Source organism: Ciceribacter sp. L1K22 (assembly GCF_017599385.1).
Taxonomy (GTDB): domain Bacteria; phylum Pseudomonadota; class Alphaproteobacteria; order Rhizobiales; family Rhizobiaceae; genus Allorhizobium.
The window spans coordinates 2573641-2594167 of sequence record NZ_JAGFPK010000001.1 but is presented as its reverse complement, the minus strand read 5'-3'; the positions used below and the strand labels follow the sequence as shown (position 1 = coordinate 2594167).

17 protein-coding genes are annotated in these 20527 nt (G+C 64.9%); 9 read left to right on the top strand and 8 right to left on the bottom strand.

Translation table 11 applies throughout. The features are described from left to right. The first annotated feature begins 76 nt into the window (after positions 1 to 76). Genes folP through folK form a run of 3 tightly spaced genes read left to right on the top strand, consistent with a single transcriptional unit; the run spans position 77 to position 1828 of the window. Entirely contained in the window at positions 77 to 946 is an 870-nt protein-coding gene (gene folP / locus J5J09_RS12980; protein ID WP_208551318.1) for a dihydropteroate synthase, read from the top strand. Next, complete coding sequence (folB, locus tag J5J09_RS12975; protein ID WP_208551317.1) at positions 943 to 1311, top strand: dihydroneopterin aldolase; 369 nt, start codon at positions 943 to 945, stop codon at positions 1309 to 1311. The genes folP and folB overlap by 4 nt, the downstream gene beginning before the upstream one ends. Next, positions 1295 to 1828 (top strand): 2-amino-4-hydroxy-6-hydroxymethyldihydropteridine diphosphokinase, encoded by a 534-nt coding sequence (gene folK / locus J5J09_RS12970; protein ID WP_281436233.1) that lies wholly within the window; start codon positions 1295 to 1297, stop codon positions 1826 to 1828. Before folB ends, folK begins: the two co-directional genes overlap by 17 nt. Before the next feature lie 46 nt (positions 1829 to 1874). Here the strand turns inward: folK and J5J09_RS12965 are convergent, their stop codons facing one another. The 4 genes from J5J09_RS12965 to J5J09_RS12950 all read right to left on the bottom strand — a co-directional run bounded on the left by J5J09_RS12965 (position 1875) and on the right by J5J09_RS12950 (position 5694). Continuing rightward, positions 1875 to 2411, bottom strand: a complete 537-nt coding sequence (locus J5J09_RS12965) for a hypothetical protein (RefSeq protein WP_208551316.1) — start codon at positions 2409 to 2411, stop codon at positions 1875 to 1877. Positions 2412 to 2530: 119 nt separating this feature from the next. Next, positions 2531 to 3619 carry a TIGR01620 family protein gene (locus J5J09_RS12960; protein WP_208551315.1) on the bottom strand — a complete coding sequence of 363 codons (1089 nt, stop codon included), beginning with the start codon at positions 3617 to 3619 and terminating at the stop codon, positions 2531 to 2533. Beyond that, entirely contained in the window at positions 3616 to 5091 is a 1476-nt protein-coding gene (locus tag J5J09_RS12955) for a YcjX family protein (protein ID WP_208551314.1), read from the bottom strand. Before J5J09_RS12955 ends, J5J09_RS12960 begins: the two co-directional genes overlap by 4 nt. Positions 5092 to 5187: 96 nt before the next feature. Then, complete coding sequence (locus tag J5J09_RS12950) at positions 5188 to 5694, bottom strand: histidine phosphatase family protein (RefSeq protein ID WP_208551313.1); 507 nt, start codon at positions 5692 to 5694, stop codon at positions 5188 to 5190. Between the two features lie 281 nt (positions 5695 to 5975). On the opposite strand from J5J09_RS12950, the gene dksA reads away from it, so the two are divergent. Beyond that, positions 5976 to 6395, top strand: a complete 420-nt coding sequence (gene dksA, locus J5J09_RS12945) for an RNA polymerase-binding protein DksA (RefSeq protein ID WP_208551312.1) — start codon at positions 5976 to 5978, stop codon at positions 6393 to 6395. Positions 6396 to 6479: 84 nt separating this feature from the next. On the opposite strand, the gene J5J09_RS12940 is transcribed toward dksA, so the two are convergent. Next, positions 6480 to 7727, bottom strand: coding sequence for a flagellar biosynthetic protein FliO (locus J5J09_RS12940; protein WP_208551311.1), 1248 nt, complete (start codon positions 7725 to 7727; stop codon positions 6480 to 6482). Between the two features lie 301 nt (positions 7728 to 8028). Between J5J09_RS12940 and J5J09_RS12935 the strand changes: the two genes are divergently transcribed. Further along, positions 8029 to 10620, top strand: coding sequence for a response regulator (locus J5J09_RS12935; protein WP_208551310.1), 2592 nt, complete (start codon positions 8029 to 8031; stop codon positions 10618 to 10620). 64 nt (positions 10621 to 10684) lie between these two features. Continuing rightward, the gene (locus tag J5J09_RS12930) at positions 10685 to 11419 is read left to right on the top strand and encodes an autoinducer binding domain-containing protein (protein ID WP_208551309.1); all 735 of its coding nucleotides are present in this window, start codon (positions 10685 to 10687) and stop codon (positions 11417 to 11419) included. A gap of 26 nt (positions 11420 to 11445) precedes the next feature. Here the strand turns inward: J5J09_RS12930 and J5J09_RS12925 are convergent, their stop codons facing one another. Together J5J09_RS12925 and J5J09_RS12920 are read right to left on the bottom strand one after the other, a co-directional pair. Then, the gene (locus tag J5J09_RS12925) at positions 11446 to 12369 is read right to left on the bottom strand and encodes a pseudouridine-5'-phosphate glycosidase (protein WP_208551308.1); all 924 of its coding nucleotides are present in this window, start codon (positions 12367 to 12369) and stop codon (positions 11446 to 11448) included. Positions 12370 to 12397: 28 nt separating this feature from the next. Further along, the gene (locus tag J5J09_RS12920) at positions 12398 to 13342 is read right to left on the bottom strand and encodes a PfkB family carbohydrate kinase (protein ID WP_208551307.1); all 945 of its coding nucleotides are present in this window, start codon (positions 13340 to 13342) and stop codon (positions 12398 to 12400) included. A 245-nt stretch (positions 13343 to 13587) separates the two neighbouring features. Here J5J09_RS12920 and recA point away from each other — a divergent pair, with 245 nt between their 5' ends. From recA to J5J09_RS12905, 3 genes are all read left to right on the top strand, one after another. Beyond that, positions 13588 to 14676: a recombinase RecA gene (gene recA, locus J5J09_RS12915; protein WP_208551306.1), complete on the top strand. Its 1089-nt coding sequence runs from the start codon at positions 13588 to 13590 to the stop codon at positions 14674 to 14676. A gap of 165 nt (positions 14677 to 14841) precedes the next feature. Beyond that, positions 14842 to 17502 carry an alanine--tRNA ligase gene (gene alaS / locus J5J09_RS12910; RefSeq protein ID WP_208551305.1) on the top strand — a complete coding sequence of 887 codons (2661 nt, stop codon included), beginning with the start codon at positions 14842 to 14844 and terminating at the stop codon, positions 17500 to 17502. A gap of 125 nt (positions 17503 to 17627) precedes the next feature. Next, positions 17628 to 18860: a GGDEF domain-containing protein gene (locus J5J09_RS12905; RefSeq protein WP_208551304.1), complete on the top strand. Its 1233-nt coding sequence runs from the start codon at positions 17628 to 17630 to the stop codon at positions 18858 to 18860. On the opposite strand, the gene J5J09_RS12900 is transcribed toward J5J09_RS12905, so the two are convergent. Then, positions 18844 to 20502, bottom strand: coding sequence for a SulP family inorganic anion transporter (locus J5J09_RS12900; RefSeq protein ID WP_208551303.1), 1659 nt, complete (start codon positions 20500 to 20502; stop codon positions 18844 to 18846). The genes J5J09_RS12905 and J5J09_RS12900 overlap by 17 nt on opposite strands. Positions 20503 to 20527 lie beyond the last annotated feature (25 nt).

Genomic DNA, 20527 nt, shown 5'->3' with positions numbered 1-20527 from the left:
TGAATTCCACCCGACCTTGGGGCATAGCCATCGCGAGCGCAATATCGGGTCGCGATTTTTGAGAGGGAGAGGCTCGATGGAGCAGATCGTTCGATCGACGTGGCTGATCGGCCACGGTCGTCAGCTGCAGCTCGGGCCGGAGAGCCTGATCATGGCGATCGTCAACGTCACGCCGGATTCCTTCTCCGACGGCGGCAAGCATGCGACGGCGGAGGCGGCCTTGCGCCATTCGCTGCGGTGCCTGGAGGACGGCGCTCACATCCTCGACATCGGCGGCGAATCGACCCGTCCCGGCGCCGTCGAAGTGACGGCGGATGAGGAGCAGGACCGGGTCCTGCCGGTGATCGAGCGGCTTTCGCGCGAGACCGACGCGGTCATCTCGATCGACACCTACCGGGCGGAAACGGCAAGACTGGCGCTTGCCGCCGGCGCGCATATCGTCAACGACGTGCAAGGGTTGCAGCGCGAGCCCGACATCGCCGGCGTCGTCGCGTCCGCATCTGCGGGCGTCTGCATCATGCATTCGGGCCGCGGCCGGGCCCGGCTTGCCGATCCGATCGAGGATCAAAAGGCCTATCTTGCGCGTTCGCTTGAGATCGCCGCCGGCGCCGGGATCGACCGGGCACGGATCGTGCTCGATCCCGGCTTCGGCTTCGCCAAGGAGACAGAAGCCGAAAACGTCGAGTTGATGGCGCGCTTCGCGGAGCTTCATGATCTCGGATTGCCGCTTCTGGTCGGCACGTCGCGGAAGCGGTTTCTCGGGACGCTGACGGGGCGGGGGGCGGCCGATCGGGATATCGCGACGGCTGCTACGTCGGCGCTGCTCAGGCTGGCGGGCGCCAGCGTTTTCCGGGTGCACAATGTCGCGGCGAATCGCGACGCGCTGAAGGTGGCCGATGCTATGCTGGCCGCCCGCGGCGTATTTACAGAAGGACAGGGTCTTTGACCGGACGATACAAGATCAGACTGAAAAACTGCGCGTTCTTCGCCCATCATGGCTTCTATCCAGAGGAAGGGGTTCTGGGACAGAGGTTCTTCGTCGACGCGGAGATGGATGTGGATGCCGGCGAGTCGCTCGACCGCGAGGCGCTCGAGAATACGGTCGACTACGGCGCCGCCTTCAAGGAGATCGAGAAGGTCGTCACCGGCACGCGCCGGCGCCTGATCGAGGCGCTGGCGCTCGACATCTGCCGCACGCTTCTCGGCAGGTTTCCGCCGATACGCCACGTGGCGATCACAGTGCGGAAACCGTCGGCGCCGATCCAGGGCGTGCTCGATTACGCCGAGGTGTGCGTTGAACTCTCCCGTTGAGACGTCCGGCTGGTCGCGCGTCACGCTCGGCCTCGGCGGCAATGTCGGCGATCCCCGGCAGACCATGGCCGACGCTCTGGCGCGGCTCGATGGGCGGGACGATTGCAGGGTCGTGTCGGTGTCGAAACTCTACCGCACGCCGCCATGGGGGAAGACCGACCAGGCCGATTTCCTGAACTGTTGCGCGCTGATCGAGACGCGGCTTGCGCCGCAGCCGCTTCTTGAGCTCTGCCTGTCGATCGAACGGGAGATGAAGCGGGTGCGGATCGAGCGGTGGGGGCCGCGCACGATCGACATCGATATCCTGACCTATGACGACCAGGACGTCTCGACCGAGACGCTTGCCATTCCGCATCCGCGTATCACCGAACGGGCCTTCGTGCTGGTGCCGCTCGCGGATATCGCGCCGGAGCTCGACATTGCAGGCAAGTCGGTACGGGACTGGACTTCTATCGTCGACGCCGGCGGCATCGAGGCGGCCAGCGCCGACGGCGGCTGGTGGCGCTCAAACGAATAAGGCCGCGAAAACGCGGCCTTCGAAAGCTGTCGGTGAATTTCGCTGATCAGTCAGCTCGCGCGGCAGCCTGGCGGTTGAGGCTGAGGCCGATTACCGGCACCAGCTGGTCCTCGACCTTGACGGAAATGGTGATGTTCATCGCGGTCTGGTTCTTGAGGCTCGCGACCATCGCGCCGTTCAGCTTGGCGCGGTTGATGCCCATCACGACCTTGTTGCCGCTGACATTGCCGGAGATGATGTCGAGGCCCTTGCCTTCGGCGCCGTCCAGGAACTTGCCCTGGTAGCCGTTGCCGACCTGCGAGATCACAGCCTTCATCGGCTGAGAGAAGACGCCGACGCGGCAAGTGCCATCCAGTGTCAGGCCGGCAGGGCCCGTGGACGAGATGCCCGTGAGATTGCAGGTGAACTTGGTGCCCTTGTACTTGCCGGCGACAATTTCGCCCGGACCGGTCCAGATGCCGGCGACGGAATCGAAGAAGCGCTTGTCGCGGGGGGCGGCGTCGGCCGGAGACGGCACGGCAACAACCGCCGTGGCGAGGAGGGCGAAAGACGCGCCGATGAGCGTGAACGAACGGAAAGACATCGAGCTACCTTGGGGTACGAGCAACCGGAAACCTGACCGCACCTTAACGCGGAGTGGTTAATGCTTCATTTCGATTAACCATATTCGCCGCCGTTCGGCAATCGTCTTCGCGCGTACCGTCACTCGCGATTGTCGGGTTTTTCGCCCTTCATGCTGGGTGTCAGATCGCCAATGAAATCGCCGATACCCGGACGTTTGACGGCGACGAAGGGCAGAGGGCGGCAGAGGTCCATCGCTGCGATGCCGATGCGGGCGGTCATCAGGCCGTTGATCACGCCTTCGCCGAGACGGGCGGACAGGCGCGAGGCGAGGCCGTGGCCGAGAATCTGCTGAGCAAGGCCATCGCCGACGGCGATGGAGCCGGTGACAGCGAGGTGGGCGATCACGTCGCGCAGCAGGCGCAGCATGCCGAGCCGCCCAGGCCGGCCGCCATAGAGTTCGGCCATGGCGCGGACGAGTCGAACGACCTCGAACAGCACATAGACCAGATCGACGATGGCGCGGGGGCTGACAGCGGTGACGACGGAGACGCGCTTGGAGGAGCCGAGGATGAGGGCGCGGGCCTTGCGGTCGAGCGGCGCCAGCAGTTCGCGTTCGGCAAGCGCGATCAGGTGCGGCGGGTCGATGATGTCGTCGCGGCTCGCTTCCAGCGTCGCCCGGCCCTTGGCGGTCTCGGGGCGGGTGGCGAGGCGCCTTGAGAGCCTGTCGGCAACGGAGCGGGCTTCGCGGTCGTTGTTCTTCGCGATGGCGTCGGCGGCCTGGCTTTTCAGCACCTGCGCCTCGTCGAGCCGCATCAGCCCGGCGAGTTCGCGCAGGATGACGACGAGCGTGGCGGAAAGTCCGATCGTCAGCACCGCAAGCGCGGTGTAGCCAAGCCAGTCGGCGCGGGCGAAGAGATCGCGCACCAGTCCGTCGACCCAGAGCCCGAGCGCCAGCGAGACCAGCACGCCGAAGGCGCTCATCGCAAGCTTCAGGAACGAGAAGCGGCGGCGACGGGGAAGGGCGATCGCGTCCGCGGTCGTCATGTCCGCGGAGAGGCTTTCGGCCAGGAAAACATCCTCCTCGTCCGGCACGACGACGGCCACGGGCGCGTCGAAGCTGCGTGGGGTTCGCGGCAGCTGTTTCGTCTCCGGCGGAGCGGTATCGTCCTTGACGGTAAAGGACGCCGGCCGGCGGCCCGCGTTCGGGGTTTTGGAGGTCGGTGTCATGCGAGACGGTCTCCCAGCAGGAACTGCATGGCGCGGTCGAGGCGGATGTGCGGGACGGAGAGCTTCAGGCCTTCGCCGGTCTGTTCCAGTTCCGGCGGACGGAAGCGGACGATGTTGAGTTCCGGCATCGGCCGGCTGCCGGTGGCGTTCTCCAGCGAGGCGAAGAAGGCTTCCGGGTCTTCCGGCAGGTCGCCGGGGAAGACGGCGGTCTTGCGGTTGCCGTCGAAGCGCTCGCCGCCGATCGTTTCGCCGTCCATCGGCGTGCCGACGATGACAGGCAGGTCCTCGCCGCCTTCGCGCACGGTGGCCTCCCGGGTGGCGCGGACGGAGGCGAGCGCCATGACCTCTATGCCGGCGCCGGACAGGCCTATGCTGCGGACGGCCCGGTCGACCAACCGGCGCGTGATAGCCTGCAGGCGGTCGTGGCTTTCGTGGTGGAGATGGTCGGCCTTGGTGGCAACGACCAGGACCTTGTCGATGCGGCGCTGGAGCAGCGAAGTCAGGAAATTGTTGGTGCCGGGGCGGAAGCAGCTCAACACATCGACGAGTGCTCTTTCGAGGTCTTCGACAGCCTCGGTGCCGCGATTGATCGCCTGCAGCGCGTCGACGAGAACGATCTGCCGGTCGAGCCGGGCAAAATGTTCGCGGAAGAAGGGTTTGACGACGACGCTCTTGTAGGCCTCGAAACGCCGCGCCATCATGGCCCTGAGCGAACCCGCCGGCGGCGGGCCTGATGGCATGTCGGGCAGCGGAGCGAAGGTGAGGGCCGGCGAGCCGTCGAGGTCTCCGGGCATCAGGAAGCGGCCCGGCGGCAGGGTGGAGAGGGAGCGCTCATCCCGCTTGCAGGCCTTCAGGTATTCAGAGAAGACCCGGGCGATCTCGCGGGCAGTCATTTCGTCTGCGGGCGCGTCCATATCGATCGCGGCCGCGGCCGCCAGCCATTCGGAGGAGAGTTCGGCGCGGATGCCGGTTCTGGCAAGCGCGGTCGTATTGTCGCTGAAAGTGCGGAAGTCCTGCGCCAGCAGCGGCAGGTCGAGCAGCCATTCGCCGGGATAGTCGACGATGTCGATCGACAGGCGGCCGGGCGAGAAGAAGCGGCTCCAGCCGCTGGCGCTTTCGTAGTCGATCGTCAGCCGCAGCTCGGAAATCGCCCGCGTCGAGTCGGGCCAGACGCGGTCGCGGACCAGCGAGCGGATGTGATCCTCGTACTGGAAGCGCGGCACGGCATCATCCGGCTGCTCTTCCAGCCGGGTTGCGGTGATGCGGCCGGACTGCAGCGGTTCGAACAGCGGCAGGCGGCCGCCGTTCAGGAGATTGTGGACCAGCGAGGAGATGAAGACAGTCTTGCCGGAGCGGGAGAGGCCGGTCACCCCGAGGCGCAGCGTCGGCTGCATGAAATGCACGGCGCGATCGGCGATGTTGTCGAGCGCAATGATCGCCTCGTCGGCGAAGGTGGTTATTCTCGGCGGCAAAATGCGCTCCCGGTCTGTTGTTCTTCACGACATATAGGAAGACGGCAACGCGGACGGAAGGCAACGGTTCGCCATCGGCCGGCGTTTGGCAACGGATCAGGCGCCGAGGAAGTCGACGACGCGCCAGGTGGCGCTGTCACCGTTGCCGGTTGAATGGTCGATAACGGCGAGGCCGGCGGTCGGATAGCCCATGGGTACGCGGTCAGACACCGCGTCTGAGCCCGCCAGTCCGGCCAGAACCTCCTCGATTGCCGGATTGTGGCCGACGATCATCACGGACTGGACGTCGCCAAGCCTTTCCAGAAGGTCGAAATAGGTTTCGGCGGGGCAGTTGTAGAGATCGTCTGTAAAGCGGACTTCTCCGCTGTCTCCGAGCGCGCGGCGCATCGCCTCGGCGGTCTGGCGGCAGCGGGCGGCGGTGGAACTGATGACCATGGACGGCCTGTAGCCACGTTCGGCGGCCATACGGCCGATGGCCTCGGCTTCCGCATGTCCGTCTTCCGTCAGTTCGCGATCAAAATCGCGCCCTCCCGGCTGCGCCCAGCCCGCCTTGGCATGCCGTAGCAGGTAAATCCGGTAGGGGGGCGGAGTTACGGTCGTCATCCCGGTTCTTCATGTGCGAGGCTGGTCGGCTCTCCTGCACTAGCGGTTGAGGGGGATGTCCGTCAACCACAGCCAAGGGCGTAAGGCCAAAGGCGGATCGATGGGTTGGAGGGCACTGCCGGAAAAATGAGCGACACTTTCCGAAAAACGATGAAATATTAGCCGTTTATGAGAGTTTTACGACAATGTGAACTCTTTCTTAAATCGTGGCTTTAGGCTTGAATGCACCGTTTTGAAAGGATATACAGCCGCCCATTGAGATGTTCTTCAGGAGAATCGCGTTGAGTGAGAAGATCAATCTTAGCGACTATGTGCTCTCGGAAGACGAAGAGTTCATGAGTTCGAACCAAAGGGCATACTTCCGCGCCAAACTGATTGCCTGGAAGAACGACATTCTCCGGGAAGCCCGGGAAACCCTTGACCACCTCGCCGAAGAAAGCGCAAACCACCCCGATCTCGCGGACAGGGCCTCGTCGGAAACCGACCGCGCTATCGAACTTCGCGCCCGTGATCGTCAGCGCAAGCTGATTTCCAAGATCGACGCCGCTCTGCAGCGCATCGAGGACGGCACCTACGGTTACTGCGAGGAGACGGGCGAGCCGATCGGCCTCAAGCGTCTCGACGCCCGCCCGATCGCGACGCTGTCGATCGAGGCCCAGGAGCGACACGAGCGCCGCGAAAAAGTCTACCGGGACGAATGAGTCTGCGGTTTTATCCGTGATTTTTAAGACCCGGTGGAGCGTTCCGCCGGGTTTTTTTGTCTCGACCAGAAGAAAATCCGGCGATCACTTATCGCGGCCCGACTCCATTTCGCCGAAAATTCGGGCAATTTCCGTCTGGAGATTGGGTTCTTCGCGCTGCGGGGCCGGTGCCGCTTTCGACGCGGGTTGAGCGTCCGCCGGAGCGGGTCTAGCCGGCACCGGCGAGGCAGGTGCGGCCGGCGTTACCAACGGGCGCGAGGTGGCCGAGGGCACAGCGACCATCGATGCGGAAACGCTGGGCGGTGCGGGAGGCAATACGGTCGGTACGGGACGCGGTGCTGCCTGGGTTGCGGCCTTCACCGCGTCCAGATGCGTCGCCATTTCCGCCTCGAGCAATTGCTCGAACGCGCTGCCGCCGGGGGCCGCGGCGCGCATCGGCTCGGGGCCTACGGCGGCGGCCGGCTCCGCCTCATCCGGATCGACCGAGAGCACGCGCTTGCGCGCCGCATCGAAGACGTCATCGACACTGGGCTCGGTCCGCGTCGCGGTTATGGGCGTCGGCGAGGTCTCCCGTGGCGGCGCGACGGGAGGCGTCTGCGGCGCCTGGGGCGCGGCGCTCGCAGCCGGCTGTGCGGCGACGGGAGCCAGTTGCTGTACTGTCGGCGCGGCCGGCGGTCGTGCCGCGGGTATTGGCTGTGTGGTGGTTGCGGCCTCGCGCTCCACAGCAGGTGCCGGCGCGGACTGCTGCTGCACCGGAGGCTGGGACGCGGCGGGCTGAGCGGTGGCCGGCTGGATCGCGGACGGTTGGGTTGCCGCTGGCTGGACTGCCACAGGATTGGGCGCCGGCGGTTGCGAGGGCACCGGGCGGGGTGAAGGCATGGCCGGCTCTGGAGCGCGGGCGGCAACACGCTGTTCGATTCCCGGCGGTTGCGGAGCGATCTTCCGGGCCTCTGTCACCTGCTGCACCGGCGGCATCAGCGGCGCGGCGTGCTCCGGCTCCGGGAGCTCTTCCTGTCTCGGTTGCTGGACGGAGATATAGGTGCGGTCGTCACCAATCCCGCTCTCGATAACGATGTCGGTCGGGCCGCCGATCATGATCAGATGTTCGATATTGTCGCGGCGCACGAGCACGAGGCGGCGGCGCGCGTCGACCGCGGCGGCGTCGAGAACCTGCAGGCGCGGCTGGCGATTGCGTCCGCCGCGCACGAAGGGCGAGGGGGCGCGATGCCGCAGCACCCACAAAACGACGAACAAACCCAGCAGGGCAAGGCTCACGCCAGCTGCCGCGATCAGAAACCGGTTGCCGTAGGCAGACACCATTTCTTCGAGCATAGTCGCGTCTCCTTTTGCGGCTTTGTGACAGAAGACCGGCACAATGGCAACGCACAGCTGCCGCCCTGCCACAGCTTTGAGCGTCCCGTGGCCGACCCTTGCCGGCGGCAAGGCGCCGGGGTGGCGCAGCATAGAGGTGATTGTGGCAATGCTTGGGATCGGGCTTGGGATTGGTTGTGAATGCAGTGCGTTATCTGCTGCGGCGGCGCTTTTGATGCATGGCGCAAGTTGCTAAAGAAGAATCGACGGGCGCGATTCCGGTTTATCCGCAACAGTCGCCGGCGTCGTGCATGAGGGATTGATGAAAACATCGCAGCAGGCCGTCGATACGGCAGCGCCTTTGGTGGATCGCAGAAACCGTTCCGGGACCGCGATCCGTATCCTCATGCTCGCCCTCGTGCTGATGGCGGCCGCCGTATCATTCGTCATCTTCAAGGAGACGCTCGACAGCCAGGTGGTGATAGGGCTTCTCGGCATTCTCGCCATGGTCGGGATATTCTTCCTCGTCTCTGCCGTGATCGGCTTCGTCGAGGTGATGCCGCAATCGCAGTCTGACACGCTCGCCCGGGCATTCCTCGCCAGCCAGCCGGATGGGACGCTGATCACCGATACCAAGGGGCGGGTGATCTATGCCAATGCCGCCTACGGACGGCTGACCGGCGCGCGCAAGGCTGCCGAGGTGCAGAATCTGGAGACGCTGCTTTCCAAGCACCGGGAATCCAGCGAGGCGCTCTACCGGCTGACGAACGGGCTGCGCGAGGGGCGCGAGGGCTATGAGGAGTTCCGCCTGCTGAAACCTCTCGGGGTGGCGGCGCCGCATCCGACCGGCGCCCACTGGTACCGTCTCAAGGCACGCCTTCTGAAGGGCGATGAGCAGAAGCGGGAAATGCATGTCTGGCAGATCGTCGACATCAGTTCCGAGCGTGACGACCAGGAGCGCTTCTTCCGCGACTTGCAGAACGCGATCGACTATCTCGACCACGCGCCCGCCGGTTTCCTGTCAGCGGGGCGAAACGGCGAAATCTATTATATCAATGCGACACTCGCCGAATGGCTCGGCATCGATCTCACCAAATTCGCGCCCGGCTCGATGTCGGTCGCCGACATCGTCGCCGGCCAGGGCATGGCGCTGATCGAATCCGTCCAGGCCGAGCCGGGTCTGACGCGCACTGCCACGCTCGATCTCGATTTGCGCCGCAGCAACGGCCAGAGCCTCCCCGTCCGCTTCGTCCATCGGGTACGTTCCACCCGCGACGGCGCGCCGGGCGAAAGCCGGACGATCATCCTGAAACGCACAGAAACGGCTGGGTCCGACCAGTCGGATTCCGTCGCCTCGATGCGGTTCACCCGCTTTTTCAACAATACGCCGATGGCGATCGCCTCTGTCGATGGCGACGGGAAAATCCTGCGCACCAATGCGCCGTTCATGCGGCTCTTCGCCGATCTCGTTTCGCGCGACGATCTTGAAAGCGGGGCCCGCATGGAGGTCGTCTTTCCCGAAAGCGACCGGGAGCGGTTCGCCGAGGCGCTGGCCGCCGCCAAGGACCGCCAGGTCGACATCGCGCCGATCGAATCCCGGCATCCGTCCGTCGAGGGCCGGCATTTCCGCTTCTACGTGAACGCCGTGATCGACCAGAGCGATGAGGCGCCCGAAGAGGCAGCGATCGTCTATGCCGTCGACGTGACGGAGCAGAAGGCGCTCGAGGCGCAGATGGCGCAGACGCAGAAGATGAATGCTGTCGGCACGCTCGCCGGCGGCATCGCGCACGACTTCAACAACGTGCTTACGGCGATCCTGCTCTCCTCCGACCATCTTCTCCTGCAGGCGCGACCCTCGGACGCGAGCTTCGCCGACCTGATGGAGATCAAGCGCAACGCAAACCGCGCCGCGGTGCTCGTCAGGCAGTTGCTCGCCTTCTCGCGCAAGCAGACGATGCGGCCGAGCGTCCTGAACCTCACCGACGTGATCGGCGACCTGCGCATCCTCGTCGATCGGCTGATCTCGGGCACCAACGTCAAGCTCTCGGTCGAGTTCGATCGCGATCTCTGGCCGGTGAAGACGGATCTGTCGCAATTCGAGCAGGTGCTCGTGAACCTCTGCGTCAATGCCCGCGACGCGATGCCGGACGGCGGCGCCATCGCCATCCGCACGCGCAATGTCGATGCGGCGGAGGTCGCGACCTTCAATCATCGCGGCCTGCCGGCCGACGATTTCGTGATGGTCGAGGTCACCGATACCGGCACGGGCATCGCGCCCGAGATCATGGACAAGATCTTCGAGCCATTCTTCACCACGAAGGATGTCGGCAAGGGCACCGGACTTGGCCTCGCGATGGTCTACGGGATCGTCAAGCAGTCGGGCGGCTATATCTATCCGCTGTCGGAAGTCGGCAAGGGAACGACCTTCCGCATCTTCCTGCCGCGCCATGTTCCGGCCGAGAGCGCCGAGGCGGCGGAGGCCGCCGTGGATGCGCCGGCGTCGAGCGCCGATCCGGCGGCGGACGAGAAGGCCGACCTCACCGGCAAGTCGGCGATCGTGCTGCTCGTCGAGGACGAGGAGGCGGTGCGGCGCGGCGGCAAGCGCATGCTGGAAACGCGCGGCTATACCGTGCACGAGGCCGGTTCCGGCGTCGAGGCTCTCGACATCATGGAGGAGCTGGACGGGAAGGTGGACATCGTCGTCTCCGACGTGGTGATGCCGGAGATGGACGGGCCGAGCCTCTTGCGCGAGCTGCGCAAAAACTATCCCGACCTCAAGTTCATCTTCGTCTCCGGTTATGCCGAGGATGCATTTGCACGGAACCTGCCGGCCGACGCGAAATTCGGCTTCCTGCCGAAGCCGTTCTCGCTGAAGCAACTGGCCGTCGCCGTGCGGGAGATGCTCGACAGTTGAGCCGGATCAAGGCGGTCGGTGAGCCGGTGACGGCATATCTACCGAACGAGCAAGGGGAAGCGGCATGAGCGAGACCGAGGACTGCCCCGACGGCCGCAAGAGGATCGTGGCGCGCATCCATGCCGCCGAAACGCTGACAGGCATCGGCGAGGCGCTTTCCCTGATCCAGGTCCGGCTCGGGTTTTCCTATTACAAGATCTTCGTGTCGCAGCCGGAGCCGGGCGCCAGCTTCCGCGAGCAATTGCTTCTCAACAATTTCCCGGACGAGTTTTTCACCCGGCTTGAGCAGACCGGCGTACGAGTGCCGACGCCTGAGGAGCTTTTCCATTCCGGGGAGAGCCGGACGTTCGTCTGGACACGGGATTTCGTCGAAAGGGCTTATCAGGAGCCCGAGCGTTGCCGCGTGCTGGAGCTGCTGGACGATTACCAGCTGCATCTCGGCGTCTATTTTTCGCTTCACGCGGTTGAGGGACCGAACCGGATCGTCGCCTTCTACGGCAACCGCGAGCCGCTGTCGGCGTCGGAACTCGACGATTTCAGCCTTCTCTCGTTCCAGCTGCTCCACCGGGTCTACACGCTGGAGAAGCGCGGCGGCGGCTGGCCGGCCGGTGTTTCGGCACTCGACATTCAATGCCTGACGCTTGCCGCATCGGGTCTCGACTCGTCAGCTATCGCGCAGAAGATGGGCTTTTCGGCCCGGACGGTGAACTATCTGGTATCGTCCGTCTGCTCCAAGCTCGGCGTCGACACGCTGGAGCATGCCGTCACCGAGGCTTTGAGGCGCGGCTTCATTTCCTGACGAAGCCGCGCGTTGTCTTGAGTATGTCAACCAAGCGCGACCGCGATCTCGGCGGCGAGATGGGCATTGTTTTCGACGAGCGCAATATTGGTCTTCAAGCTGCGGCCGGCCGTCAGGTGGAAGATATTGTCGAGCAGGAACGGGGTGACGGCCTTGCCGGCGATCTCCTCGCGCTCGGCGCTGGCGAGCGCCCTGCCGATATAGATTTCCATCTCCTCGCGCGGGATTTCGAACTCTTCCGGCACGGGATTGGCGATCAGCATGCCGCCGTCGATGCCGAGGCTCTCGCGGGTGCGCTGGAAGTTGGCGATCGCTTCCGGGCTCGACAGCGTCAGCGGGCTTTTCAGTCCTGATACGCGCGACCAGAAGGCCGGGAAGTCCTCGCTGCCGAAGGTCACGACCGGGACGCCGCGGGTTTCCAGCACTTCGAGCGTCTTTGGAATGTCCAGAATGGCCTTGGCGCCGGCGCAGACGACGAGAACGCCGGTGCGGGCCAGTTCCTCGAGGTCAGCGGAGATGTCGAAGCTTTCCTCGGCACCCCTGTGGACGCCACCGATGCCGCCGGTGGCGAAGACGGAAATGCCGGCGCGGGCGGCGGCGATCATCGTTGCGGCGACGGTGGTGGCGCCGGTGCGCCGCTCGGCAATGGCGAAGGCGAGATCGGCGCGCGAGACCTTCATGACATTGGTGGCCTGGGCGAGCTTTTCGATCTGGTCGGCCTCAAGCCCGATGTGCAGCGTGCCGTCGATCACCGCGATCGTGGCGGGAACGGCGCCGGCGTGGCGGATGATATCCTCGACGCTTCTCGCCATCGCCAGATTGCCCGGATAGGGCATGCCATGGGTGATGATCGTCGATTCCAGCGCGACGATCGGCGCGCCGCGCGCCTTGGCGTCGGAGACTTCCTTGGAATAGGCGAGGGGGAGTTGCGGGAGGTTATGCTTCGTCATGGGGCCGTCCGATCAAGTGTTCGCGTTGTCATGACAACATTTGCGCCGCCGGAACAAGGGGCAGATTCGCATTCAGCTGGTCGGGCGAAAGGTTTGTCGCCGTCGCGCTGTCAGTCTTCAGCGTCACCAGCGCCGCCGCGACACCGCGGCGCAGCGCCTCGCCGAGCGGTATCCCGGCAAGCCTGGCCGACAGGAAGCCGGCGGCCGTCGCGTCACCGGCGCCGGTGACATCGGCGACCCTATCGAGGCGCGGGGGTGTCAGAATGGCAATGCCCTCGCGGTCGAAGGCGACGACGGGATGCATGCCGTTGGTGACGAGGCCGCCGGCAAGACCGAGACCGCGAAGGATTGTCGCCCAGTCGCCGGCGGAGGCTGCATCGGCGCCGGAAAGCGCCCGTGCCTCGGCCACGTTCATGCACAGCCAGTCGAGATGGGGCAGCGCGGCGCGGAACCGCACCACCTTGGCCGGGGAGATGGCGATCGCGCCGACCGGCAGGCCACGCTGGCGACCGGTCGCTGCCAATGCCTCCAGCGTCTCGGCCGGCAGGTTGGCGTCGCAGAGGATCGCGCCGGCATCCGCAAGCGCGGCACGCACCGACAATGTGCGCAGCCGGCGGGGGGAGAAGAGGCGGTAGAGTTCCATATCGGCAAGGGCGATAACGAGGCCGCCGTCGCGGTCGAGGATCGCGGTGTAGCTCGGCGTTTCGCGATCGAGGAAAACGAAGGGCCGGTCGTCGATGCCAGCCTCGGCGGCGGCATGGGTGACGATTTCGCCGGCCGCGTCGCCGCCGCGCGGCGCCACGAGACGCACGCTATGGCCGAGCCGCGCGAGCGCGCGTGCCGCGTTGAAGGCGCCGCCACCGGCCTCCGACATGAAGTGACCTGGATTGCTCGCACCCATCACCGTATCGGCCTCGATGCGTCCGCGGCGATCGATATGCGCCCCGCCGAAAACCACCAAGGGACCGCTCACGCCACGCCCTCCGAAAGGCCCCGGCGAGTCGAATCGAGCAGGGTCCGCGACGGGTGTCGGATCTCGGACGGCGCATATCCCCTGTCATCCAGGAGAGGCTGCGGAACGAAAATCGAACGCTCTCCCGTTATCTCAATGATAACAGGTGGTTGAGCGGCTCTTGCAAAACAAGAACAAAAAGTGTACATAACCGACATCGGCTGCTTTATTGCCTATGCGGCTTCAATAACCTAAAGGTGGATCAAATGGCACAGAATTCTTTGCGGCTCGTAGAGGATAAAGCAGTGGATAAAAGCAAGGCATTGGAAGCGGCGCTGTCGCAGATCGAGCGCTCGTTCGGCAAGGGCTCGATCATGAAGCTCGGCGCCAACGAGAGCGTGGTCGAGGTCGAGACCGTTTCCACGGGGTCGCTCAGCCTCGACATCGCGCTCGGTATCGGCGGCCTGCCGAAAGGGCGCATCATCGAAATCTACGGTCCGGAAAGCTCGGGCAAGACGACGCTGGCGCTGCAGACCATCGCGGAAGCCCAGAAGAAGGGCGGCATCTGCGCCTTCGTCGACGCGGAACACGCGCTCGACCCTGTCTATGCCCGCAAGCTGGGCGTCGATCTGCAGAACCTGCTGATCTCGCAGCCTGACACGGGTGAACAGGCGCTCGAGATCACCGATACGCTGGTGCGCTCCGGCGCGATCGACGTTCTCGTCGTCGACTCGGTCGCGGCCTTGACGCCACGGGCCGAAATCGAGGGCGAAATGGGCGACAGCCTGCCGGGCATGCAGGCCCGCCTGATGAGCCAGGCGCTGCGCAAGCTGACGGCCTCGATCTCCAAGTCGAAGACCATGGTGATCTTCATCAACCAGATCCGCATGAAGATCGGCGTGATGTTCGGTTCTCCCGAGACCACGACCGGCGGCAATGCGCTCAAGTTCTATGCTTCCGTGCGCCTCGACATCCGCCGTATCGGCCAGGTCAAGGATCGAGAGGAAGTGGTTGGCAACCAGACCCGCGTCAAGGTCGTCAAGAACAAGATGGCACCGCCCTTCAAGCAGGTCGAATTCGACATCATGTATGGCGAAGGTGTTTCGAAGACCGGCGAACTGGTCGATCTCGGCGTCAAGGCCGGAATCGTCGAAAAATCGGGCGCCTGGTTTTCCTATAACAGCCAGCGCCTCGGCCAGGGCCGCGAGAATGCCAAGCTGTTCCTGCGCGACAATCCGGCCGTGGCCGACGAGATCGAGATGGCGCTGCGGCAGAATGCCGGCCTGATCGCCGAGCGCTTCCTGCAGAACGGTGGTCCCGACGCCAATGACGGCGACGGTGCCGACGACATGTAAGGCTCTCGCCAGTCTGTCGAAATTCAACCGGCCGCGTTTCCTTCGGGACGCGGCCGGTTTTCATTTGCGCATGCGGATACGCCGCTGGACAGGGGCGATGCCGGGCGATAAAAGCCATTGATTTTGCGAATTGGCCGGGCTTCCGGCCCGAATGAAGGGCGTGACATGAGCGGTGTAAACGACATCCGGTCGACTTTTCTCGACTACTTCAAGACGAATGGTCACGAGGTCGTTTCCTCCAGCCCGCTGGTGCCGCGCAACGATCCGACCCTGATGTTCACGAACGCCGGCATGGTGCAGTTCAAGAACGTGTTCACTGGACTTGAGCAGCGTCCATATTCGACGGCGGCGACGGCGCAGAAATGCGTGCGTGCTGGCGGCAAGCACAACGACCTCGACAATGTCGGCTACACCGCGCGCCACCATACCTTCTTCGAAATGCTCGGCAATTTCTCGTTCGGCGACTATTTCAAGGAACGTGCGATCGAGCTTGCCTGGAACCTGATCACCAAGGAATTCGGCATCGATCGGAAGCGTCTCTGCGTGACGGTCTACCACACTGACGACGAGGCCTTCGATCTCTGGAAAAAGATCGCCGGACTTTCCGACGAGAAGATCATCCGCATCGCCACCAGCGACAATTTCTGGGCGATGGGCGATACCGGCCCGTGCGGACCGTGCTCGGAAATCTTCTATGACCACGGCGACCATATCTGGGGCGGCCCTCCCGGCTCGCCGGAAGAAGACGGCGACCGGTTCATCGAAATATGGAACCTCGTCTTCATGCAGTACGAGCAGGTGACGAAGGAGGAGCGGATCGACCTGCCGCGTCCGTCGATCGATACCGGCATGGGCCTGGAGCGCGTCGCAGCTCTTCTGCAGGGCAAGCATGACAACTACGACATCGACCTCTTTAGGGCGCTGATCGAGGCCTCGGTCGACCTGACGGGCGTTGCCGCCGAAGGCGAGCGCCGCGCCAGCCACCGGGTCATCGCCGACCATCTGCGTTCGTCCGCCTTCCTGATCGCCGATGGCGTGCTGCCGTCGAACGAGGGCCGCGGCTACGTGCTTCGCCGCATCATGCGTCGCGCCATGCGCCATGCCGAACTGCTCGGCGCGCGCGAGCCGCTGATCTACAAGATGGTGCCGGCGCTGGTGCAGCAGATGGGCCGGGCCTATCCGGAACTGGTTCGGGCGGAAGCTTTGATCACCGAAACCCTGAAGCTCGAGGAGAGCCGGTTCCGCAAGACGCTCGAACGCGGCCTGTCGCTGCTGTCGGATGCGACCACCAATCTGTCCAAGGGCGATACGCTCGACGGCGAGACTGTCTTCAAACTCTACGACACCTATGGCTTCCCGATGGACCTCACGCAGGACGCGCTGCGCGCCCGGGGCATCGGGGTCGACATCACCGGCTTCAACGACGCGATGCAGCGGCAGAAGGCCGAGGCACGGGCGCATTGGGCCGGCTCCGGCGACAAGGCGACCGAGACAATCTGGTTCGAGCTTAAGGAAAAGCTCGGCGCCACCGAATTCCTCGGCTACAGCTCCGAAACCGCCGAAGGCGAAATCCAGGCCATCGTGCGCGACGGCACGTCCGTCGACCAGGCATCGGCCGGCGAGGCAGTGCAGATCGTCGTCAACCAGACGCCGTTCTACGGCGAGTCGGGCGGACAGATGGGCGATGCCGGCGTCATCACCGGCGACGGTTTCATCATCGATGTCACCGACACGCAGAAGAAGGGCGAGGGCCTGTTCGTTCACATCGGCACCGTGCGCGACGGCAAGGTCGCCGTCGGTGTCGCGGCGACGCTCGATGTCGACCACGCCCGTCGTGGTCGCCTCAGGTCCAACCATTCGGCAACCCACCTGATTCACGAGGCGCTGCGCGAGGTGCTCGGCACCCATGTCGCGCAGAAGGGTTCGCTGGTGGCGCCGGAGCGGCTGCGCTTCGACGTCTCGCATCCGAAGCCGATCAGCGCCGAGGAGCTGAAGATCGTCGAAGAGATGGCGAACGAAATCGTGCTGCAGAACGCGCCTGTGACGACGCGGCTGATGAGCGTCGACGACGCGATCGCCGAGGGCGCGATGGCGCTGTTCGGCGAGAAGTATGGCGACGAGGTTCGTGTCGTCGCCATGGGCACGGCGCTGCGCGGCGAGAAGGCCGGCAAGGCCTATTCGATCGAACTCTGCGGCGGGACGCACGTTTCGGCGACCGGCGATATCGGCCTCGTGCGCATCCTGTCGGACAGCGCGGTCGGCGCCGGCGTGCGCCGTATCGAAGCGCTGACGGGCGAGGCTGCACGCGCCTATCTTTCCGAGCAGGACGAGCGGGTGAAGACGCTGTCGGCCTCGCTGAAGGTGCAGCCGGCCGATCTGGTCGGCCGTGTCGAGGCGCTGATCGAAGAACGCAAGAAGCTGGAGCGCGAACTGGCCGATGCCAAGCGCAAGCTTGCGATGGGCGGCGGCCAGGGTGGTGGTGCCGTCGAAGCGACCGAGATCGCCGGCGTCAAGTTCGTCGGCAAGGTGCTGTCGGGCGTCGAGCCGAAGGACCTGAAGGGCCTCGCCGACGACGGCAAGGCCGGGCTCGGTTCGGGTATCGTCGCGCTGATCGGGGTTTCGGAAGATGGCAAGGCAAGCGCCGTCGTCGCGGTCACCGAAGACCTGACCAGTCGCTTCAGCGCGGTGGATCTGGTCCGCGTGGCCTCGGCCGCGCTTGGCGGCAAGGGTGGCGGTGGCCGTCCCGACATGGCGCAGGCGGGCGGTCCGGATGGAGCCAATGCCCAGGCGGCCGTGGATGCCGTCGCCGCTGCAATCGGCGGCTGACGATTTGCCCGAAAACCGATGTCGTGCCGAACTATTTTCGGCACGACAGATTTCTAACGATCCGCTTACGTCATTATTTAAGACTTCGCTGCTACGTCTCGGCATCAGTGAGCGGGAAGTAGTGCGTGTCCGAATTGCTGAATGTGTCGACCCTGATGTTGTGCCTGTCCACCGGGCTGGCGATCATCTGTGTCTTCGTGACCGCCAACTGGCTTCGTGAGCGATCCAACGCCGCCCTGTTCTTCTGGGCATTGGCCTATTTTACGTCGGCTACCGGTGTTTTCCTGTTGTCCCTGCGCGGGCTTGCGCCCGAATGGCTGGTCGCCGGCGTCGGCAACGCTCTCACGACCTACGCCATGCCACTCTACTGGGTCGGCATTCGGGCCTTCGACGACCGGCCGGTCAATCCGCTCTGGGCCACCGTGCCGCCAGCAATCTGGCTCGGCCTCTATTTCGGCTTGCCCACGTTTCAGAACGATCTCGGAGCCCGTATCCTCGGCGCTTCGGTGCTCATGGTCGTGACATCGGTTCTGGTCGCCGGCGCCGGCTGGCGGGGTCGGGCCAAAGAACCGCTGCCGGCGCGGACCTGGCTCTCGGTGTTTTTCGGCCTGCATGCGGCGGTCTATGCTTTGCGGCTCATCGTGACGCTGGTGCAACCGCCGGAGAGCATCGCTTCGCTGACCAACGGCATCTTCATGTTCAGCCTGTTTGCGCTGGCGCTGATGGGCGGCTTCTCGATCTTCGTGATGACGCGCGAGCGGCTGGAATTCCGCTACAGGCGGGAGGCGGAGATCGATTCGCTCACCGGCATCTTCAACCGCCGGGCGTTCATCAAGGCGGTCGACCGCTGCCGCGAGCAGTCGAAGGCGCAAGGCGCCTTGGCGTTGCTCGACCTCGATCACTTCAAGCGGATCAACGATACCTATGGCCATGCGGGCGGCGACGAGACGCTGATGGCGTTCAGCCGGCTGGTCATCGCGCAATTGCCGCAGGGTGCCGTGTTCGGCCGGATCGGCGGCGAGGAGTTCGCGCTCTACCTGCCGGACTGCGAGCTCGAGGATGCCAGGGCGACATGCGAGCGGCTGCGCGAGGCGGTGGAACGGGCGCCTGTCAGGCTCGGACCCCAGGAGCTGCGGATGACGGTCAGCATCGGCCTCAGCGCCGATGTCGCCAGCTACGCCGACATTAACTTTCTGCTCGGCATCGCCGACCGGGGGCTCTACATCTCCAAGCGCAACGGCCGCAACCGGGTCACCGCGCTCAATGCGAGCGCCGGGCTCAAGCTGATCGCTTCGCTGATGGCGGAGAGCAAGGATGCCGGCCGGCCGGACCGGGACGGCCTCAGACAGGCGACGTGACGGCACGCCTTGCGGCAATGGCCGCGCGGGCGTCGGCGATGCGGGCTACATAGGTGACGCGCGGCGGCTCCAGTTCATGCGTCTCCAGCAGCTTCTTAAGCTCTTCCCCTGCGCCGACGATGTAGACGCTGACACCGGCGCGCTCGGCCTTCCGGACCGTTCCCTCGATTACGTTCGCCGCCGTCGAGTCCATGAAGGAGACATCGGAGCAATCCAGGACGAAATTGTGGTAGCGGTCGGCGATGCGGTCCAGAACCGAACCGACTGTGGCGGCCGCGCCGAAGAAGAAGGCGCCGCCGATCCGGTAGACGACGGTGTCCTCGTCGCTCTGGTCGATGGGTTTTTCGGCTGCGCCCGGTTCCTCGTGCGGTGTCACGGTCACAGCCTTGCTCATGCGGCCGATGAAGAGCAGCGCGCCGAGCGCAAAGCCGACGACGATGCCTTCGGTCAGATCGCGGAAGACGACCAGCAGGAAGGTGACGAGAAGCACCGCCGCGTCGCCGCGCGAGGATCGCAGGAGTGCGGCGAAGGCGGGTCGCTCGACCATGTTCCAGGCGACGACCGCCAGCATGCCGGCGAGCGCGGCAAGCGGGATGTAGACAGCAAGCGGCGCGGCGACGAGCATGAAGAGCAGCAGGAAGAGGGCGTGCAGCATGCCTGACACGGGGCTCGTGGCGCCGGCGCGGACATTGGTGGCGGTTCTGGCGATGGTGCCGGTGACGCAGATGCCGCCGAACAGCGCCGAGCCGATATTGGCGACACCCTGGCCGACGAGTTCGACATTCGATCGGTGACGTCGTCCGGTCATGCCGTCGGCTACGACAGCGGAGAGAAGCGACTCGATCGCCCCCAGCAGCGCAAAGGCGATGGCATCCGGCAGGACGGCGACCGCCAGATCGAACGACAAGGGCGGCACTTCCGGCAGCGGCAGCGTGCGCGGAATGCCGCCGAAACGCGAGCCGATCGTGGTGATGTCGAGGCTGAGCAGCGCGGTTGCGAGCGAGGCGACGCAAATTGCGATCAGCAGACCCGGCCAATGCGGGCGCAGGCGCCGGAGCACGAGGATGATCAGGATCGTCAGCGCGGCAATGGCGAAGGCCGCCGGATTGATCGTCTGCCAGGCGCCGGCCAGCGTTTCGAGTTTCTCGACAATCGGGCCGGGTTCCTTGCCCGGCAGCGTCAGGCCGAAGAGCTCTCCGAGCTGGCTGGAAAAGATGATGACGGCGATGCCGGCGGTGAAGCCGACGGTGACGGGGTAGGGGATGAACTTGATGTAGGTGCCGAGCTTCAGGCTGCCGGCGAGGATCAGGAAGAAGCCTGATATCATCACGGCGAGCAGCATGCCGGTAATGCCGTGGCGGTCGACTGTGGCGGCGACCAGCACGATGAAGGCGCCGGCCGGACCGCCGATCTGGTGGCGGCTGCCGCCGAGCAGCGACACGAGGAAGCCGCCGATGATAGCGGTGAACAGTCCCCGATCCGGTGTCACGCCCGAAGCGATCGCGATGGCCATGGAGAGTGGCAAGGCGACGATCGCGACGGTGAGCCCGGCAATCGCGTCGGCGCGCAGCCGCGCAAGTCCGTAGCCTTCCTTCAGGACGCTTAAGGATTTCGGTTCGAAGGTCTCGAGGCTGGCGGACATGGCGACTCGGTCGAGCGGAGATTGT

Bases quoted from the DNA above. Each gene is read 5' to 3' on its own strand.
- J5J09_RS12965 (WP_208551316.1), bottom strand. From the start codon at position 2,411: ATGTCTTTCCGTTCGTTCACGCTCATCGGCGCGTCTTTCGCCCTCCTC.
- folP (WP_208551318.1), top strand. From the start codon at position 77: ATGGAGCAGATCGTTCGATCGACGTGGCTGATCGGCCACGGTCGTCAG.
- J5J09_RS12925 (WP_208551308.1), bottom strand. From the start codon at position 12,369: ATGACGAAGCATAACCTCCCGCAACTCCCCCTCGCCTATTCCAAGGAA.
- alaS (WP_208551305.1), top strand. From the start codon at position 14,842: ATGAGCGGTGTAAACGACATCCGGTCGACTTTTCTCGACTACTTCAAG.
- J5J09_RS12950 (WP_208551313.1), bottom strand. From the start codon at position 5,694: ATGACGACCGTAACTCCGCCCCCCTACCGGATTTACCTGCTACGGCAT.
- J5J09_RS12930 (WP_208551309.1), top strand. From the start codon at position 10,685: ATGAGCGAGACCGAGGACTGCCCCGACGGCCGCAAGAGGATCGTGGCG.
- J5J09_RS12935 (WP_208551310.1), top strand. From the start codon at position 8,029: ATGAAAACATCGCAGCAGGCCGTCGATACGGCAGCGCCTTTGGTGGAT.
- J5J09_RS12940 (WP_208551311.1), bottom strand. From the start codon at position 7,727: ATGCTCGAAGAAATGGTGTCTGCCTACGGCAACCGGTTTCTGATCGCG.
- J5J09_RS12900 (WP_208551303.1), bottom strand. From the start codon at position 20,502: ATGTCCGCCAGCCTCGAGACCTTCGAACCGAAATCCTTAAGCGTCCTG.
- J5J09_RS12960 (WP_208551315.1), bottom strand. From the start codon at position 3,619: ATGACACCGACCTCCAAAACCCCGAACGCGGGCCGCCGGCCGGCGTCC.
- recA (WP_208551306.1), top strand. From the start codon at position 13,588: ATGGCACAGAATTCTTTGCGGCTCGTAGAGGATAAAGCAGTGGATAAA.